The 15456-nt window shown below is 46.4% G+C and carries 17 protein-coding genes; all 17 read left to right on the plus strand.

The annotated features are described in order from the left end of the window. Positions 1-171: 171 nt before the first annotated feature. The 17 genes from rimP (at position 172) to asd (ending at position 15415) form a co-directional block, all read left to right on the plus strand. Positions 172-642 (plus strand): ribosome maturation factor RimP, encoded by a 471-nt coding sequence (gene rimP / locus NYE50_RS09225; RefSeq protein WP_007409801.1) that lies wholly within the window; start codon positions 172-174, stop codon positions 640-642. Positions 643-681: 39 nt separating this feature from the next. Further along, the gene (gene nusA, locus NYE50_RS09230; protein WP_021493679.1) at positions 682-1803 is read left to right on the plus strand and encodes a transcription termination factor NusA; all 1122 of its coding nucleotides are present in this window, start codon (positions 682-684) and stop codon (positions 1801-1803) included. Between the two features lie 13 nt (positions 1804-1816). Then, the gene (gene rulR / locus NYE50_RS09235) at positions 1817-2092 is read left to right on the plus strand and encodes a glucose-induced regulator RulR (protein WP_003154193.1); all 276 of its coding nucleotides are present in this window, start codon (positions 1817-1819) and stop codon (positions 2090-2092) included. A 1-nt stretch (position 2093) separates the two neighbouring features. Then, entirely contained in the window at positions 2094-2396 is a 303-nt protein-coding gene (locus tag NYE50_RS09240) for a YlxQ family RNA-binding protein (RefSeq protein ID WP_003154192.1), read from the plus strand. Positions 2397-2415: 19 nt separating this feature from the next. Then, the gene (infB, locus tag NYE50_RS09245) at positions 2416-4563 is read left to right on the plus strand and encodes a translation initiation factor IF-2 (protein WP_014417788.1); all 2148 of its coding nucleotides are present in this window, start codon (positions 2416-2418) and stop codon (positions 4561-4563) included. Next, a complete protein-coding gene (locus NYE50_RS09250) occupies positions 4560-4838 on the plus strand; it encodes a DUF503 domain-containing protein (RefSeq protein ID WP_003154188.1) in 279 nt (92 codons plus the stop codon). Before infB ends, NYE50_RS09250 begins: the two co-directional genes overlap by 4 nt. A gap of 16 nt (positions 4839-4854) precedes the next feature. Further along, complete coding sequence (rbfA, locus tag NYE50_RS09255; protein WP_003154185.1) at positions 4855-5208, plus strand: 30S ribosome-binding factor RbfA; 354 nt, start codon at positions 4855-4857, stop codon at positions 5206-5208. An 84-nt stretch (positions 5209-5292) separates the two neighbouring features. Further along, positions 5293-6222, plus strand: coding sequence for a tRNA pseudouridine(55) synthase TruB (gene truB / locus NYE50_RS09260; RefSeq protein WP_012117567.1), 930 nt, complete (start codon positions 5293-5295; stop codon positions 6220-6222). Positions 6223-6241: 19 nt separating this feature from the next. Then, on the plus strand, positions 6242-7183 hold the full coding sequence (gene ribF / locus NYE50_RS09265) for a bifunctional riboflavin kinase/FAD synthetase (RefSeq protein WP_007611467.1): 942 nt from the start codon (positions 6242-6244) through the stop codon (positions 7181-7183). Between the two features lie 165 nt (positions 7184-7348). Then, the gene (gene rpsO / locus NYE50_RS09270; protein WP_003154182.1) at positions 7349-7618 is read left to right on the plus strand and encodes a 30S ribosomal protein S15; all 270 of its coding nucleotides are present in this window, start codon (positions 7349-7351) and stop codon (positions 7616-7618) included. A 173-nt stretch (positions 7619-7791) separates the two neighbouring features. Further along, positions 7792-9915, plus strand: coding sequence for a polyribonucleotide nucleotidyltransferase (gene pnp, locus NYE50_RS09275; RefSeq protein WP_159354168.1), 2124 nt, complete (start codon positions 7792-7794; stop codon positions 9913-9915). A 112-nt stretch (positions 9916-10027) separates the two neighbouring features. Further along, the gene (locus NYE50_RS09280) at positions 10028-10987 is read left to right on the plus strand and encodes a polysaccharide deacetylase family protein (RefSeq protein WP_012117569.1); all 960 of its coding nucleotides are present in this window, start codon (positions 10028-10030) and stop codon (positions 10985-10987) included. A gap of 41 nt (positions 10988-11028) precedes the next feature. Next, positions 11029-12264 carry a M16 family metallopeptidase gene (locus tag NYE50_RS09285; protein WP_012117570.1) on the plus strand — a complete coding sequence of 412 codons (1236 nt, stop codon included), beginning with the start codon at positions 11029-11031 and terminating at the stop codon, positions 12262-12264. A gap of 78 nt (positions 12265-12342) precedes the next feature. Next, positions 12343-12600: a YlmC/YmxH family sporulation protein gene (locus NYE50_RS09290; protein WP_003154176.1), complete on the plus strand. Its 258-nt coding sequence runs from the start codon at positions 12343-12345 to the stop codon at positions 12598-12600. Positions 12601-12756: 156 nt separating this feature from the next. Then, entirely contained in the window at positions 12757-13647 is an 891-nt protein-coding gene (dpaA, locus tag NYE50_RS09295; RefSeq protein WP_007409808.1) for a dipicolinic acid synthetase subunit A, read from the plus strand. A gap of 2 nt (positions 13648-13649) precedes the next feature. Further along, on the plus strand, positions 13650-14240 hold the full coding sequence (gene dpaB / locus NYE50_RS09300; protein WP_007409809.1) for a dipicolinate synthase subunit B: 591 nt from the start codon (positions 13650-13652) through the stop codon (positions 14238-14240). Between the two features lie 134 nt (positions 14241-14374). Further along, positions 14375-15415, plus strand: coding sequence for an aspartate-semialdehyde dehydrogenase (gene asd / locus NYE50_RS09305; protein ID WP_159354169.1), 1041 nt, complete (start codon positions 14375-14377; stop codon positions 15413-15415). Positions 15416-15456: the final 41 nt, after the last annotated feature.

The raw sequence follows: 15456 nt of genomic DNA on the forward strand, positions 1-15456 counted from the left end.
GAAATGCTAACGATTACCGAGGCAAAGAGTGGGGAAACCCGCTCTTTTGTATTGAACAGGCAATTTTGCCTCGACATGTCCATCGTTTTCTCAATGCCCCTGCTCTTTTGAAGCAGGGTTTTTATGCAGAGGAACGGCTGATATGATATCGACAGCACAAGGAGGAAAAACATGAGCAAAAAAGTGACTGATACCGTTCAAGAAATGGCTCAGCCCATACTGGATGACCTTCAGCTTGAACTCGTAGACATTGAATTTGTCAAAGAGGGTCAAAACTGGTTCCTTCGCGTGTTTATTGATTCCGAGAACGGTGTTGATATTGAGGAGTGCGCCAAAGTCAGCGAAGCGTTAAGCGAAAAGCTGGATGAGGCCGATCCGATCACCCAGAACTACTTTCTTGAAGTATCTTCTCCTGGAGCCGAGCGTCCATTAAAGAAAAAAGCCGACTTCGAAAAATCACTGGGCAAAAATGTGTACATGAAAACGTACGAACCGATTGACGGTTTAAAAGTGTTTGAAGGCAAATTGGCTGAATTCGATGGACAAACTGTTACAATAGAGATGACGGTCAAAACAAGAAAGAAACGGGTCAATATTCCGTATGAAAAAATAGCTAACGCAAGATTAGCTGTAACATTTTAATGAATGAAGTATTAGTGTTTAAGGGGGGAGACCGCTAACATGAGCAGTGAACTATTAGATGCTCTCACTATTCTTGAAAAAGAAAAAGGCATCAGTAAAGACATTATCATCGAAGCAATTGAAGCTGCCTTAATTTCCGCGTATAAGCGAAATTTTAACCAGGCGCAAAACGTACGGGTCGATCTGAACCGTGAGACGGGCACGATCCGCGTGTTCGCAAGAAAGGATGTCGTAGACGAGGTATACGATTCAAGACTTGAAATCTCGCTTGACGACGCCCAGCACATCCATCCGAACTACCTTGTCGGAGATGTCGTTGAAATAGAAGTAACGCCGAAAGACTTCGGCCGCATTGCTGCGCAGACGGCGAAACAAGTGGTGACGCAGCGTGTCCGTGAAGCTGAGCGCGGCGTGATTTACTCAGAATTTATCGATCGTGAAGAAGACATTATGACGGGAATTGTACAGCGCTTAGACAGCAAGTTTATTTACGTGTCTCTCGGCAAGATTGAAGCGCTGCTGCCCGTCAATGAACAAATGCCGAATGAGAGCTATAAACCGCACGATCGGATTAAAGTATTTATCACAAAAGTCGAAAAAACGACAAAAGGGCCGCAGATCTATGTATCAAGAACGCATCCTGGTCTGTTGAAGCGTCTTTTTGAAATCGAAGTGCCGGAAATTTATGACGGAACGGTCGAACTGAAATCCGTTGCCAGAGAAGCGGGCGACCGCTCTAAAATCTCCGTCCGCACTGATGATCCTGACGTTGATCCGGTCGGTTCATGCGTCGGTCCCAAAGGCCAGCGCGTGCAGGCGATCGTCAATGAACTGAAAGGCGAAAAAATTGATATCGTCAACTGGTCTGATGATCCGGTTGAATTTGTTGCCAATGCGCTCAGCCCGTCTAAAGTGCTGGATGTCATCGTCAGCGAAGAAGAAAAAGCCACGACTGTCATCGTTCCTGATTACCAGCTTTCTCTGGCAATCGGAAAAAGAGGGCAAAACGCCCGCTTAGCTGCGAAACTGACAGGCTGGAAAATCGATATCAAAAGTGAAACGGATGCAAGAGACCTTGGCATCTATCCGAGAGAGCATGAAGAAGATGACGATTTAGAGCCGCTCTTTATGGAGCATGAAACAGCCGAATCGGATGAATAAGAGGTGACTTTAGGTGAATAAGCGAAAAAAAATTCCTCTGCGCAAATGCGTGGTAACGGGGGAAATGAAGCCTAAAAAGGAACTGATCCGAATTGTCCGTTCTAAAGAAGGAGAGATTTCAGTCGATCCGACCGGAAAGAAGAACGGGCGGGGTGCCTATATCACCCTTGAGAAAGAATGCATCTTAGCTGCGAAAAAGAAAAACACATTGCAAAATCAATTTCAATCACAAATCGATGACCAGATTTTCGAAGAATTGCTGGAACTGGCGGAAAAGGTGAAAAAATAACATGTCTGGAATGGAATGGTTTCCCTTGCTGGGTCTGGCCAATCGAGCTCGTAAGGTCGTGTCGGGCGAGGACTTGGTTATAAAAGAAATTAGAAATGCGCGTGCAAAACTTGTTCTGCTGACAGAAGATGCATCTGCGAATACTGCAAAAAAAGTATCCGATAAATGCAATTATTATAAAGTGCCTTATAAAAAAGTCGAAAGCCGCGCGGATCTCGGCCGCTCTATCGGCAAGGAATCACGTGTCGTTGTCGCCGTCACTGACCAAGGTTTTGCGAATAAGCTGATCAGCTTGCTCGATTAATATTTTTGGGGGTGAACGAATGGCTAAAATGAGAGTTTACGAATATGCAAAAGCCATCAATGTTTCAAGCAAGGAAATTTTGACTGCGCTGAAAAACATGGATATAGTAGTAAATAACCATATGGCAATGCTTGAAGAAAAGACCATTAAGCAGCTTGATGCGAAATTTAAAAAAGGCGGCGCCGGCGTTACATCTCAGAAGCCTGCGGAAACGAACAAAAACAAGCCGCAAGGGATTAATCAGCAGCCTGCTGGGAATCAACCAAACAAAATTCGAGACGGAAAGAAGAATGACGTGCAGAATAATCAATTTAACAAAAACAAGAAGAATAACAACAACAAAAACAAAAACAAACGCAATCATAACAACAAAAATCAGTATCAGCAAAAACCGCTGAAGCCGAAAAAAGAGCTTCCTGAGAAAATTACGTTTTCCGGCTCTTTAACAGTCGGAGCTTTAGCCGAGGAACTGGGCAAAGAGCCGTCTGAACTCATTAAAAAACTGATGCTTCTGGGCGTAATGGCTACCATTAACCAGGAGCTTGACAAAGACACAATCGAACTGATCGCATCTGAATACGGTGTAGAAACAGAAGAAGTGATTGTGCTTGAAGAAACTGAGCTTGAAAAATATGAAGAGGCTGACAAAGAAGAAGATCTTCAAATCCGTCCGCCTGTCGTGACGATCATGGGCCACGTTGACCACGGGAAAACGACCCTTCTTGACAGCATCAGAAAAACAAAAGTTGTTGAAGGAGAAGCCGGCGGAATCACCCAGCATATCGGGGCTTACCAGATCGAAGAAAACGGCAAAAAAATCACGTTCTTAGATACTCCGGGACACGCGGCGTTTACAACAATGCGGGCGCGCGGTGCGGAAGTAACTGATATTACCATTTTAGTCGTAGCGGCCGATGACGGCGTTATGCCGCAGACAGTCGAAGCCATCAACCATGCGAAAGCGGCTGAGGTTCCGATTATCGTTGCCGTGAATAAAGTGGATAAAGAAAGCGCGAACCCTGACCGTGTCATGCAGGAGCTGACTGAATACGGACTCGTTCCTGAAGCATGGGGAGGAGAAACGATTTTCGTTCCTCTGTCCGCTCTTACAGGCAAGGGAATTGACGAGCTTGTCGAAATGATTCTGCTTGTCAGTGAAGTGGAAGAGCTGAAAGCCAATCCGAACCGTCAGGCAAAAGGAACGGTTATTGAAGCTGAGCTCGATAAAGGAAGAGGATCTGTCGCGACACTTCTCGTTCAAACGGGAACATTGAATGTCGGAGATCCGATCGTTGTCGGAAATACATTCGGCCGCGTGCGGGCCATGGTTAATGATCTCGGCCGCCGCGTGAAAACAGCCGGACCGTCCACACCTGTAGAAATCACGGGCTTAAACGATGTACCGCAGGCTGGCGATCAATTCCTCGTCTTTAAAGACGAAAAAACAGCCCGTTCTGTCGGTGAAGCACGCGCTTCCAAGCAACTGGAAGAACAGCGCAGCGACAAAGCGAAGCTGAGCCTCGATGATCTGTTTGAACAAATTAAACAAGGCGATGTCAAAGACATCAATTTAATCGTAAAAGCTGACGTTCAAGGTTCAGCCGAAGCGTTAACAGCCGCTCTTCAAAAAATTGAAGTAGAAGGCGTAAAAGTGAAAATCATTCACACAGGCGTCGGTGCGATTACGGAATCAGACATCATTCTCGCATCTGCTTCAAATGCAATCGTTATCGGGTTTAATGTGCGCCCAGACGGAAATGCTAAGAGCACGGCTGAAGCTGAAAATGTAGATATCCGTCTTCACCGTATCATTTACAAAGTCATCGAAGAAATTGAAGCGGCGATGAAAGGAATGCTTGATCCTGAATACGAAGAAAAAGTCATCGGCCAGGTTGAAGTGCGCCAAACATTCAAAGTGTCGAAAATCGGCACGATTGCCGGCGGATATGTAACAGACGGCCACATTACACGTGACAGCGGACTCCGCCTGATCCGTGACGGCGTGGTCATCTTCGAAGGGGAAGTAGACGTTTTGAAACGCTTCAAAGATGATGTGAAAGAAGTTTCACAAGGATATGAATGTGGTATTACAATTAAGAAATACAATGACATTCGCGAAGGCGACATCCTTGAAGCGTATGTCATGCAGGAAATCGAAAGAAAGTGATCGGATTTGCGGAATGTGAATGCATCATTTATGATGCGGGATCATTAAAGGAGAAACGAGCCGTTCTGAAGCGGATTATAACGAGGGTTCAGAATAAGTTCAACGTGTCGGCTGCAGAAATCGGCTATCAGGACACTTGGCAGCGGACCAGCTTCGGAATCGCCGTCGTCTCCTCCTCTCACGTTCAGGCGGAAAAGGAGATCCAGCGCGTACTCGCGTTTATTGACTCCTTTCCCGAAATAGAACGGACGATCACTAGAACAGAGTGGTTTTAACTTAGAGGTGATTGAATTGAGTATGAGAGCAAACCGTGTCGGCGAGCAGATGAAAAAAGAGCTCGGGGATATTATCAGCCGAAAGCTGAAAGACCCGAGAATCGGATTTCTCACTGTAACAGACGTACGTGTTTCAGGTGATTTACAAATAGCGAAGGTGTATATCTCCGTTCTCGGCGGAGAGAAAAAGAAAGAGGAGGCGCTGAAAGGGCTTGAGAAAGCGAAAGGATTTATCCGTTCCGAAATCGGCAGCCGAATCAGACTCCGCAAAACGCCTGAGCTTGAATTTGAATTTGATGAATCAATTGAGTACGGCAACCGTATTGAAACATTGATTCACGAACTGCATTCAGATAAACCGTCTGAATAACAAGGAAAGAGGATGGGCGAGTGTCGTCTGTCCTCTTTTCTGCGTTTTACGGGATACAATTGATAACAAAGGAGCGAAAGACAGATGGTTAACGGAGTTCTCCTTTTACATAAACCGGTCGGCATGACTTCTCACGACTGTGTAATGAAAATAAGAAAACTGTTAAAAACAAAGAAAGTCGGGCATACGGGAACGCTTGATCCGGAAGTGTCAGGCGTACTGCCGATCTGTGTCGGACGGGCTACAAAGATCGTTGAGTACGTCACCGACAAGTCAAAAACGTACGATGCTGAGATCACTCTCGGCTTCTCCACATCGACCGAAGACCAGACGGGAGAAACGGTCAGCGTAAAACCTGTCAAGGAGCCGCTGAAAGAAGCGGATATCAAAGCCGTTTTAGACGAACTGAAGGGACCGCAGGAGCAAGTGCCGCCGATGTATTCCGCTGTAAAGGTCAACGGAAAAAAGCTCTATGAATACGCCAGGGCGGGTATTGAAGTGGAGCGGCCGAAGCGGAATATCACGATTGAAGATATCGCGCTCACTTCCCCTGTCACTTATAACGAAGACACAGCATCATTCCGCTTTACAGTCACGTGCTCAAAGGGCACTTACGTCAGAACATTGGCGGTGACAATCGGTGAAAAACTCGGCTATCCCGCGCATATGTCGCATCTCATCCGCACCGCTTCCGGCGATTTCAGCCTTGATGAGTGTTTCACGTTTGAGGAACTTGAACAGCAGGTTTCAGACGGAACGGTTGCAGAGCATGCCGTGCCGATCGATAGAGCGCTCAATCATTTGCCGAAATGGGTCATAAGTGATACATTAGCTAAGAAAGCTGAAAACGGGTCAGTGTTTGACATCCCGGCGGAATTTTCTGCAATGACAGCTGACGCCCGTATAGCGGTCTGTACTGAAGACGGAGAATGTGTGGCCATTTATATGCCGCATCCTTCAAAAAAAGGACTGCTGAAACCGGCTAAAGTGCTCATGCAAAAAAGCGAACAATAAGAAAAAAGGTGACCGTTCTGTGAAGACGATACATATTTCTCATCCGCATCATTTACAAAAAGAAGAGCAGCCGGCGTCTGTCATGGCGCTCGGCTACTTTGACGGCGTTCATTTGGGACACCGGAAAGTAATCGGAACAGCCAGACAAATTGCCGAAGAAAAAGGCCTGTCGCTGGCCGTTATGACGTTTCATCCTCACCCTTCCCATGTGTTGGGCAGGGACAAAGAGCCAAAGGATCTGATTACGCCGCTTGAAGATAAAATCAGCCAGATCGGACGTTTAGGCGCTGATGTGCTGTATGTCGTAAAGTTTGATGAAGCGTTTGCGTCTCTTTCTCCAAAACAGTTTGCCGAGGAGTATATTTTAGGGTTAAACGCGCGGCACGCTGTGGGAGGCTTCGATTTTACGTACGGAAAATACGGAAAAGGTACGATGGAGACGCTGCCGGACGATTTAAACGGCAAGGCCGGATGCACGACTGTCGAGAAACAGACCGAGCAGGACAGAAAGATCAGCTCCACTTATATCCGGTCAGCGCTGCAGGATGGTGACGTTGAACTTGCGCACACTCTTCTCGGCCAGCCGTATTTTATCCGGGGCACTGTGATTCACGGAGATAAAAGAGGCCGCACCATCGGTTTTCCGACCGCGAATGTCGGCCTGCACAACAGTTATATCGTGCCGCCGACAGGCGTGTATGCAGTGAAAGCCGAAATAAAAGGCGAGGTGTATGAAGGCGTCTGCAACATCGGCTACAAACCGACCTTTTATGAAAAGCGTCCCGATCAGCCGTCAATTGAAGTTCATTTGTTTAATTTTCAGCAGGATGTATACGGAGAAGACGTTAAAATCGAGTGGTACAAACGAATCCGAAGCGAACGGAAGTTTAACGGCATCGATGAACTGACGGCTCAGATCGGGAAAGACAAACAAGAAGCGATCCGTTTTTTCAGCAAATAACGGAAAAAACATCAAAAGTACACAAATTTTCTTCTAAAAGATTTGCATATGGGCGCGATTTTTAGTATCATATGTTTCGTAGTCTTAAAACCATTGCTTGGCAATCCGAAGTCACCGACGGTTGCTAGGTAACTGGGGCTAATTATGATATGGAGGTGAAACAGGATGGCAATTACTCAAGAGCGTAAAAATCAACTCATCAGTGAGTTCAAAACACACGAATCTGATACTGGATCTCCAGAAGTTCAGATCGCTATCCTAACAGACTCAATTAACAACTTGAACGAGCATTTGCGTACTCACAAGAAAGATCACCACTCACGTCGCGGTCTTCTTAAAATGGTAGGTAAACGTCGTAATCTTCTTACGTATCTGCGTAATAAAGACGTAACTCGTTACCGTGAGTTAATTAACAAACTAGGCTTACGTCGATAATCGTAAAAAGCGGGAGGATTCCCGCTTTTTTATCGTATTAAAGCGAAAAAATAATGATAAAAAAACAATGAAATCCTTTTACATACTACTTTGACATTGATATGTTCAATTCATTTCGTTCATAATAGGAGTAATTGATTATTTCACACATTAAGAGAGGAGCTCGTAATCGAATGGGACAAGAGAAACATGTCTTTACCATAGATTGGGCCGGCAGACAGCTTACAGTAGAAGCCGGCCAGCTTGCCAAACAGGCAAACGGCGCTGTCATGGTCCGCTACGGCGATACCGCAGTGCTCAGCACAGCAACCGCATCAAAAGAACCGAAACCGCTAGATTTTTTCCCGCTTACCGTTAACTATGAAGAAAGATTATACGCAGTAGGTAAAATTCCGGGCGGTTTTATTAAAAGAGAAGGCCGTCCAAGTGAAAAGGCCGTTTTAGCCAGCCGTCTGATCGACCGTCCGATCCGCCCGCTTTTCGCAGACGGATTCCGTAACGAAGTACAAGTCATCAGCATTGTCATGAGTGTTGATCAGGACTGCTCATCTGAAATGGCTGCAATGTTCGGTTCATCACTCGCTCTTTGCGTTTCCGATATCCCGTTTGAAGGCCCGATCGCGGGTGTGACGGTAGGCCGCATTGACGGGAAATTCGTTATCAATCCGACGGTTGACCAGCTTGAAAAAAGTGATATCAACCTCATCGTTGCAGGCACAAAAGACGCCATCAACATGGTGGAAGCCGGAGCGGATGAAGTTCCTGAAGAAATCATGCTTGAGGCGATTATGTTCGGTCACGAAGAAATTAAGCGCCTGATCGCATTCCAAGAAGAAATCGTCGCAGCAGTCGGCAAAGAGAAAACAGAAATCGAACTGTATGAAATTGACGAAGAGCTCAGCGGAAAAGTGAAGAGCCTTGCGGAGCCGGATCTTCTCAGCGCCATTCAGGTTCACGAAAAACATGCTCGCGAAGACGCGATCAATGAAGTGAAAAATGCAGTTGTCGCGAAATTCGAAGAAGAAGAGCATGATGAAGATACGATTAAAAAAGTGAAACAGACACTGTCTAAACTCGTGAAAAACGAAGTGCGCCGTTTGATCACAGAAGAAAAAGTCCGTCCGGACGGCCGCGGCGTTGATCAAATCCGCCCGCTTTCTTCAGAAGTCGGCCTTCTGCCGAGAACGCATGGCTCCGGGCTGTTTACGAGAGGACAGACGCAGGCGCTCAGCGTTTGTACATTAGGCGCCCTTGGGGACGTTCAGATTCTTGACGGTTTAGGCGTGGAAGAATCAAAACGCTTTATGCATCATTATAACTTCCCGCAGTTCAGCGTAGGGGAGACAGGCCCGATGCGCGGACCGGGACGCCGTGAGATCGGTCACGGCGCTCTTGGAGAGCGTGCGCTTGAGCCGGTCATCCCGAATGAAAAAGACTTCCCGTATACGGTCCGCCTCGTATCCGAAGTGCTTGAATCAAACGGTTCCACTTCACAGGCCAGCATTTGCGCAAGTACGCTTGCCATGATGGACGCAGGTGTTCCGATTAAAGCCCCTGTTGCAGGTATTGCGATGGGACTTGTGAAATCAGGCGAGTACTATACGGTATTAACGGATATTCAAGGGATGGAAGACGCCCTCGGTGACATGGACTTTAAAGTAGCCGGCACGGAAAAAGGCGTGACAGCGCTGCAAATGGACATTAAAATTGAAGGCCTTTCAAGAGAAATTCTTGAAGAAGCGCTTCAGCAGGCGAAAAAAGGAAGAATGGAAATCTTGAACAGCATGCTCAGCACGCTTGGTGAATCAAGAAAAGAACTTTCTCAATATGCGCCGAAAATTTTAACGATGAACATTAATCCGGATAAAATCCGTGACGTTATCGGACCGAGCGGTAAACAAATCAACAAAATCATTGAAGATACCGGTGTTAAAATTGACATTGAACAAGACGGCACTATCTTTATTTCTTCTACTGATGAAAGCAGCAACCAAAAAGCGAAAAAAATCATCGAAGATCTTGTCAGAGAAGTCGAAGTCGGCCAGCTTTACCTCGGTAAAGTCAAACGGATTGAGAAATTCGGCGCTTTCGTTGAAATCTTCAGCGGAAAAGACGGTCTCGTTCACATCTCTGAACTAGCGCTCGAACGGGTCGGCAAGGTTGAGGATGTTGTGAAAATCGGTGACGAAATCCTTGTGAAGGTAACCGAAATTGACAAACAGGGACGAGTGAATCTGTCGCGTAAAGCAGTGCTGCGCGAAGAGAAAGAAAAAGAACAGGAACAACAACAATCTTAAATGAAAACCTAACAAGGAGCCTGGGAGACCCGGCTTCTTTATTTTGAGAAAGACAACAGACGGGTTCTACCTTGTCCTCCTCATACATAATGTGTGATGAGGGGGGAAGGACATGTTGAAAAAATTCGTGCCGTTTGCCGTTTTTTTATTTCTTTTTTTTGTTTCGTTTGAAATGTTAAAAAATCCGTATACAGTTGATTACATAGACGCAATGAAAAAAGACGCTGTAACTGTGTCAGCATCAAAAGATCCGCTCTATGAAGAACTACTGCAAAAAGCGTCAGAGTATGAAGTGAAGCCGCAAGACGCGCGGATTGATAAAATATGGAAGAGTATACCGGGATATAACGGTTTAAAAGTCAATGTGGAAAAATCCTATAAACAAATGAAAAAGGACGGAGAATTTCACGAAGACGGCCTTGTCTATGAGCAGGTAAAACCGAAAGTCCATCTTGATTCTCTCGCGCCCGAACCCATTTATAAAGGAAATCCCGACAAACCGATGGTCGCTTTCCTGATAAATGTCGCCTGGGGAAATGAATACGTGGAGCAAATGCTGCCTATTCTGAAGCAGCACCAGGTCAAAGCAACTTTCTTTCTTGAAGGGAAATGGCTGAAAAACAATCAGGAACTGGGGAAAAAAATAGCGGCAGACGGACATGAAATCGGAAATCATTCATACAATCACCCTGATATGAGCAAACTGACTTCAGGAAGCATTTCCGAACAGCTTGACAAAACCAATGCACAAATCAGCGAGACGCTCGGCATAAAGCCGAAATGGTTTGCGCCGCCAAGCGGCAGCTTCAGAAAAGCCGTGGTCGACCTTGCGGCGGAAAAAGGAATGGGCACCATCATGTGGACCGTGGACACCATTGACTGGCAAAAACCGTCTCCGGCTGTTTTACAAACAAGGGTGTTGAGCAAAATACATAATGGAGCCATGATTTTAATGCATCCGACTGATCCGACTGCGAAAAGCCTGGATACACTGATTGCAAAAATCAAAGAAAAAGGCTACGCGCTCGGCTCAGTGTCTGACTTAATGGATGAAAACAGGCTGATGAAGTAGCAGGCGGCAGTTTGCCTGTCTTTTGAATAGGAGGAACAGACTTGATAAAACGCTATACATGCCAAAACGGTGTAAGAGTTGTGCTTGAAAATAATCCAACGGTGCGGTCTGTGGCAATCGGCGTCTGGATCGGGACGGGATCACGCCATGAAACGCCGGATACAAACGGTATTTCGCACTTTCTTGAGCATATGTTTTTTAAAGGAACAAATACCAGGTCCGCACGGGAAATCGCAGAATCCTTCGATCGGATAGGCGGCCAAGTGAATGCCTTCACTTCAAAAGAATATACGTGCTATTACGCCAAAGTGCTGGATGAGCATGCAAACTACGCACTTGATGTGCTGGCTGATATGTTCTTTCATTCTGCTTTTGACGAAGATGAGCTCAAAAAAGAAAAGAACGTCGTATATGAAGAAATCAAAATGTATGAAGACGCGCCGGATGACATTGTCCACGATCTGCTGAGCAAAGCGACATACGGCAATCATTCGCTCGGCTACCCGATTCTCGGGACGGAAGAAACGCTTTCGTCATTTAACGGTGATTCTCTCAGACAGCATATGGATGACTTTTACACACCGGACCGCGTCGTCATTTCTGTCGCCGGAAATGTAACGGAACAATTCATTAAAGACGTGGAGAAATGGTTCGGTACATACGAAGCGAAGGGCAAAGCAAGCGGCATCAGCGAGCCTGAGTTTCATTATGAAAAGCTGACCAGAAAAAAAGACACCGAACAGGCGCATCTCTGTCTCGGTTTCAAAGGCCTGAAAGTCGGAGATCCGGACATTTACGATTTGATCGTCTTAAACAACGTGCTGGGCGGAAGCATGAGCAGCCGTCTTTTCCAGGATGTGCGCGAAGATAAAGGACTGGCCTATTCTGTATACAGCTATCACAGTTCCTATGAAGACAGCGGTATGCTGACGATTTACGGAGGCACCGGCGCGAATCAGCTCGGACTTCTGTCTGAAACCATTCAGGAAACGTTATCGGTTCTAAAACGTGACGGTATCACCCCGAAAGAGCTTGAAAACAGCAAAGAGCAAATGAAGGGGAGCTTAATGCTCAGCTTAGAGAGCACAAACAGCAAAATGAGCCGGAACGGGAAAAACGAACTCCTGCTCGGAAAGCATAAGACCATGGATGAAATTATCACTGAATTAAATGCGGTCAGCCTGGAAAGCGTCAACGGCCTCAGCCGCCGCTTATTTACGGATGATTACGCACTATCGCTCATCAGCCCGACCGGCAATATGCCGGCCTCGTCTTAATCGGAAAAGCAGTCTGCCTCTATACGGGGCAGGCATTTTTTTTTGCTCCGGGTCATATAGTACAAGGGGGTGGCTATCATGAGGCTCAGTGAACTTTCAGGTAAAGAAATTGTGGACATTAAACGGGCAGAGCGGCTCGGCGTGCTCGGCCAGACCGATTTGGAAATTAATGAACAGGACGGACAAATTACCGCGCTGTTGATACCGACGGTAAAATGGTTCGGATTGCGAAAACAAGGCCACGACATCCGCGTCCCCTGGAACCATATCCAAAAAATCGGGTCAGACATGATCATTTTAGACGTTCCGGGGGAGATCACGCCTCCCGAAGAGTAGATCTTATTCATTTTTTGCAAGCACCGGCTCATACAGCCGGTGCTTTTTTCATGAAAAAGAACGCTGTACATTCACGCCCTTTCTCTTTGCACATACGATGAAGAGGAGGATGACACTTAAAAGATCCAGTAACTGTAAAGAAGGTGAACGTTTCAGATGTTAACCGGATTGACAATTGCGATCATTGGCGGTGACGCAAGACAGCTTGAGATTATAAGAAAGCTGACAGAACAGCATGCCGATATTTATCTTGCAGGGTTTGACCAATTGGATGACGGTTTTACAGGAACCGTCAAATGCAAAATCGATGAGATTCCCTTTCAAAAAATAGACAGTATCATCCTGCCCGTATCGGCAACGACCGGAGAAGGCGTTGTTTCCACGGTTTTTTCAAATGAAGAAGTGGTATTAAAGCAGAGCTATCTTGAGCGGACACCGGAGCATTGCGTCATTTATTCAGGCATCTCCAACGCGTATCTTGAGGGGATCGCCAGCGAAGCCGGCCGCAAACTTGTGAAATTATTTGAACGGGACGATATCGCGATATTCAACTCGATTCCCACTGTTGAAGGAACAATCATGATGGCGATTCAGCATACGGATTATACCATTCACGGATCAAATGTCGCCGTTCTCGGCATGGGGCGCACCGGTATGACGATCGCCCGGACGTTTGCGGCGTTAGGGGCGAAGGTAAAAGTGGGCGCGCGGAGTTCGGCTCATTTGGCCCGTATAACGGAAATGGGGCTTTCTCCTTTTCAACTTGAAGAGCTTACTGAACATGTAAATGATATTGATATCTGCATTAACACCGTACCGAGCTTGATTCTGAATCAAAGCGTTTTATCGCGCATGACGCCGAAGACCTTGATTTTGGATTTAGCATCCCGTCCGGGCGGAACGGATTTCAAATATGCTGAAAAACAAGGCATTAAAGCGCTGCTTGCTCCGGGTCTTCCGGGAATTGTGGCCCCGAAAACAGCCGGACAGATTATTGCGAACGTATTGAGCAAGCTTTTGGCAGACTTAAAGAAAGAGGGGAAATAACCATGTCTCTGAAAGGGAAAAGAATCGGATTCGGATTAACCGGCTCGCATTGCACATATGAGGAAGTTTTTCCGCAAATAGAGGCGCTTATCAGTCAAGGAGCTGAAGTCCGGCCGGTTGTGACATCAACCGTTCAATCGACCGATACCCGCTTTGGGGAGGGGGGAGATTGGGTCAGAAAAATTGAAGAAGCAACAGGCTTTGAGGCGATTGATTCCATCGTAAAAGCGGAGCCTCTCGGGCCGAAACTTCCGCTCGACTGCATGGTCATCGCCCCTTTAACCGGAAATTCAATGAGCAAACTCGCAAATGCGATGACTGACAGCCCCGTCCTTATGGCTGCGAAAGCCACGATCCGCAACGGCCGCCCGGTCGTGCTCGGAATTTCGACAAACGACGGACTCGGTTTAAACGGAACGAACTTAATGAGGCTGATGTCCGCAAAAAACATATATTTCATCCCGTTCGGCCAGGACGACCACGTGAAAAAACCGACATCGCTCGTCGCCAGAATGGATCTCCTTCCGATTACGGTAGAAAAAGCTCTTTTGCACCAGCAGGTTCAGCCGGTGCTCGTACACCATCATGAATAAAAAATCATGATGACAGAAAATCATTCCGGAATAAAAAAATTCGATCAATCCGTGACTATTCTATGGTAAAATAAAACGTAAAATGCAAAGTCAATTCAACAAATGATGCTTAATTGGCGGAAGGAGTTTTACAGATGGGAAGAGGATTACACGTAGCAGTTGTCGGAGCGACGGGAGCCGTAGGACAGCAAATGCTGAAAACACTGGAAGACAGAAACTTTGAAATCGAAACACTCTCACTACTATCCTCAAAGCGTTCTGCTGGTACGAAAGTAACGTTTAAAGGCGAAGAATATACAGTGCAGGAAGCTGTTCCTGAAAGCTTCGAAGGCGTTCATATCGCGTTATTCAGCGCCGGCGGAAGCGTATCACAAAGCTTGGCGCCTGAGGCTGTAAAACGGGGAGCCATCGTGATTGACAATACCAGCGCATTCCGTATGGACGAAAATACACCGCTCGTGGTGCCTGAGGTGAACGAAGGTGATCTGCACAAACATAACGGCATTATCGCCAACCCTAACTGTTCAACGATTCAGATGGTGGCTGCGCTTGAACCGATCCGCAAAGCGTACGGTTTGAAAAAAGTCATTGTATCTACTTACCAAGCTGTGTCCGGGGCCGGCAATGAAGCGGCGAAAGAATTGTACAGCCAGACAAAGGCGATTTTAAACAATGAACCCGCAGAACCGTCTATTATGCCGGTTAAAGGTGACAAAAAGCATTATCAAATCGCATTTAACGCCATTCCGCAAATTGATAAATTCCAAGACAACGGCTATACGTTTGAGGAAATGAAAATGATTAATGAAACGAAAAAAATCATGCATATGCCGAAGCTGGAAGTGGCTGCGACATGTGTCAGACTGCCGATTGAAACAGGGCACTCAGAATCTGTTTACATTGAGCTTGACCGTGATGACGCAACCGTTGAAGATATCAAACAGCTTTTGAAAGAAGCTCCGGGTGTTACGCTTCAGGATGATCCGGCGGAGCAGCTTTACCCGATGCCTGCTGATTGCGTCGGCAAACGCGATGTATTTGTAGGAAGAATCCGGAAAGATTTGGACAGAGCAAACGGTTTTCATTTGTGGGTTGTTTCTGATAACCTGTTAAAAGGCGCCGCTTGGAACTCAGTCCAAATCGCGGAAAGCCTGCAAAAACTGAACCTCGTATAAAACAAACGTATTTTCTATAGGCGAATAGAAGAGAGTAAGGC

The sequence above is a fragment of the Bacillus sp. EU55 genome (assembly GCF_038005925.1).
GTDB classification, from domain to species: domain Bacteria; phylum Bacillota; class Bacilli; order Bacillales; family Bacillaceae; genus Bacillus; species Bacillus velezensis.

Coding starts and splice junctions, on each gene's coding strand:
- rimP (WP_007409801.1), top strand. CDS start 172: ATGAGCAAAAAAGTGACTGATACCGTTCAAGAAATGGCTCAGCCCATA.
- nusA (WP_021493679.1), top strand. CDS start 682: ATGAGCAGTGAACTATTAGATGCTCTCACTATTCTTGAAAAAGAAAAA.
- NYE50_RS09240 (WP_003154192.1), top strand. CDS start 2,094: ATGTCTGGAATGGAATGGTTTCCCTTGCTGGGTCTGGCCAATCGAGCT.
- infB (WP_014417788.1), top strand. CDS start 2,416: ATGGCTAAAATGAGAGTTTACGAATATGCAAAAGCCATCAATGTTTCA.
- truB (WP_012117567.1), top strand. CDS start 5,293: ATGGTTAACGGAGTTCTCCTTTTACATAAACCGGTCGGCATGACTTCT.
- rpsO (WP_003154182.1), top strand. CDS start 7,349: ATGGCAATTACTCAAGAGCGTAAAAATCAACTCATCAGTGAGTTCAAA.
- pnp (WP_159354168.1), top strand. CDS start 7,792: ATGGGACAAGAGAAACATGTCTTTACCATAGATTGGGCCGGCAGACAG.
- NYE50_RS09280 (WP_012117569.1), top strand. CDS start 10,028: ATGTTGAAAAAATTCGTGCCGTTTGCCGTTTTTTTATTTCTTTTTTTT.
- NYE50_RS09290 (WP_003154176.1), top strand. CDS start 12,343: ATGAGGCTCAGTGAACTTTCAGGTAAAGAAATTGTGGACATTAAACGG.
- dpaA (WP_007409808.1), top strand. CDS start 12,757: ATGTTAACCGGATTGACAATTGCGATCATTGGCGGTGACGCAAGACAG.
- dpaB (WP_007409809.1), top strand. CDS start 13,650: ATGTCTCTGAAAGGGAAAAGAATCGGATTCGGATTAACCGGCTCGCAT.
- asd (WP_159354169.1), top strand. CDS start 14,375: ATGGGAAGAGGATTACACGTAGCAGTTGTCGGAGCGACGGGAGCCGTA.